We start from the raw sequence: 1,602 nt of genomic DNA, 5'->3' as shown, positions 1-1,602 counted from the left end.
AGAGGCTCAAGAAGCCGATACAACCCCAACAGTCTCGGTAGTTGCTGACAGTATCTGAGAGAATGCAGAACTCGTCGACTCCGCTGACGCCATCACAAGAAGCTGCACTTGGACTCATCATGCAGGGTGTCGATGACGAGGAGACGATTACACACGACGCAGCTGTCGATATTCTCACTGCAGGTGGCTTCGAGCGACCCGAGGCACACGACCTCCTCGAGCAGCTGTTGCTGAAAGGCTATCTGTACGAAGCAACGGACGGGCTTCGACTCACCGGTTGACCCACTCGAGCGCTCAAAAATGAGACGCTGAGAAGTCGCCGTCCTATTAACCAACACAAATCATGTACCTCGCGAGTTGTTGGTTAACACCTCAGCGTCCCTGCTACAGACACCACCGTCACCGGTATTCTCAACCAAACATCGGTAGTCATCGCTGTCGGTCGTGCTCCTCGGATGCCGGACCACTGGACTCGCTGAGATGCTCATCAATCCTCGCGAGTGCGTCGTCGAAGCGTTCGCGTGGCGACCGAGTCTCAGACGATCTGTCGGTCACACGCCGCCGAAGCTCCTTGGCGTGTTCCAGGTCGCCAACAAGGAGGATTCCCTCCTCGAAGACCGATGCAGCAACGCGTGGTGAAAGGGTGTGTATATCGACAAGGTCCACATCATTCGTTTCGAGTGCCTCACTCAGGTCAGCGCTCAGACTGAAGAACGCCTCATTGTACGCCGGATTCTCACGCTCAGTCGTTTCTAACTCGACCGCGATGTCGATATCACTCGTTGGATGGGCGGTTGCTGTCGCGTGGGACCCGAAGCAGAGTGCACACTGCACCGAGTGCTCCCGCAGAATGGTTTGAATCGTCTCCATCGGGATGGAATCGTCGATGGAGTCGACGCAACGGTTCTCATTGAGTAAATCTCGACTGGAAATTCGTCTGCTATAGCTGCGTATATCCATACGTTCTATTTAGAACAAGGAACACCCCAGTCGTTAGCCGTCTGTGCGAACTTGCGTTCGGCCAATCGAGATATCTTCACGAAGATTCTCGCGATCCCAGTTCAACTCTTGATTGAGTTCTGCCAGCTGGGCTTGAATTTCGGAGATATCCCTCTCTGATTCCATCGCTTGCTTCCACAGGTCTGCTGTTTTATTGCGCATGGAACGTGCCTCCTGTCTATGATTACAAAATCGTCTACTAGTTGTAATACTGGCGCCTGCTGGTGTCCGATTAGTGTTTGAGTTGAGACCCTCAAACAATAAACCTATTAACAATCAACCAATGCTGTGGACGCTCGCTAGGTTTGAACGGGTCGGCCCAGTCAACATCACAACGCTGGTGGTTCTTCGGAGAAGGCTTATGTCTACACGGAAGCATAGCATACGTATATGTCCGATGCTGATACAGGGGCCAGCAATAACGGCCCGGAGATGGTGCAGATAAACCTCCGGCTTAGCAAAGCCTTCCTCGAAGACATCGATACGACGTGGGAAGAACAGGGGTTTAATTCACGGAGCGAATTCCTCCGCTACGCTGCTCGTGACGCCATCAAACATCCCGAATTTTCGCGAGAAGGATGGAAGCAAATCGCAGCGAGCGAA

4 protein-coding genes are annotated in these 1,602 nt (G+C 52.9%); 2 read left to right on the top strand and 2 right to left on the bottom strand.

Features of this window, described 5'->3' with window-relative positions; genetic code table 11:
- Positions 1–62: 62 nt before the first annotated feature.
- Positions 63–281 (top strand): hypothetical protein, encoded by a 219-nt coding sequence (locus AUR66_RS03870; RefSeq protein WP_058571186.1) that lies wholly within the window; start codon positions 63–65, stop codon positions 279–281.
- Positions 282–429: 148 nt separating this feature from the next.
- Here the strand turns inward: AUR66_RS03870 and mntA are convergent, their stop codons facing one another.
- Both mntA and AUR66_RS21085 read right to left on the bottom strand, forming a co-directional pair.
- Entirely contained in the window at positions 430–870 is a 441-nt protein-coding gene (gene mntA, locus AUR66_RS03865) for a type VII toxin-antitoxin system MntA family adenylyltransferase antitoxin (RefSeq protein WP_058571187.1), read from the bottom strand.
- 123 nt (positions 871–993) lie between these two features.
- The gene (locus AUR66_RS21085; RefSeq protein WP_157532987.1) at positions 994–1,161 is read right to left on the bottom strand and encodes a hypothetical protein; all 168 of its coding nucleotides are present in this window, start codon (positions 1,159–1,161) and stop codon (positions 994–996) included.
- 228 nt (positions 1,162–1,389) lie between these two features.
- On the opposite strand from AUR66_RS21085, the gene AUR66_RS03860 reads away from it, so the two are divergent.
- On the top strand, positions 1,390–1,602 hold a 213-nt coding region (locus tag AUR66_RS03860; RefSeq protein WP_058571185.1), incomplete at its 3' end, for a ribbon-helix-helix domain-containing protein.

This window comes from Haloferax profundi, from assembly GCF_001469865.1.
Lineage (GTDB): Archaea > Halobacteriota > Halobacteria > Halobacteriales > Haloferacaceae > Haloferax > Haloferax profundi.
Note: the sequence above shows the minus strand (reverse complement) of the source record. Positions and strands in the feature narration are given on the sequence as shown.

Bases quoted from the DNA above. Each gene is read 5' to 3' on its own strand.
- AUR66_RS03870 (WP_058571186.1), top strand. From the start codon at position 63: ATGCAGAACTCGTCGACTCCGCTGACGCCATCACAAGAAGCTGCACTT.
- mntA (WP_058571187.1), bottom strand. From the start codon at position 870: ATGGAGACGATTCAAACCATTCTGCGGGAGCACTCGGTGCAGTGTGCA.
- AUR66_RS21085 (WP_157532987.1), bottom strand. From the start codon at position 1,161: ATGCGCAATAAAACAGCAGACCTGTGGAAGCAAGCGATGGAATCAGAG.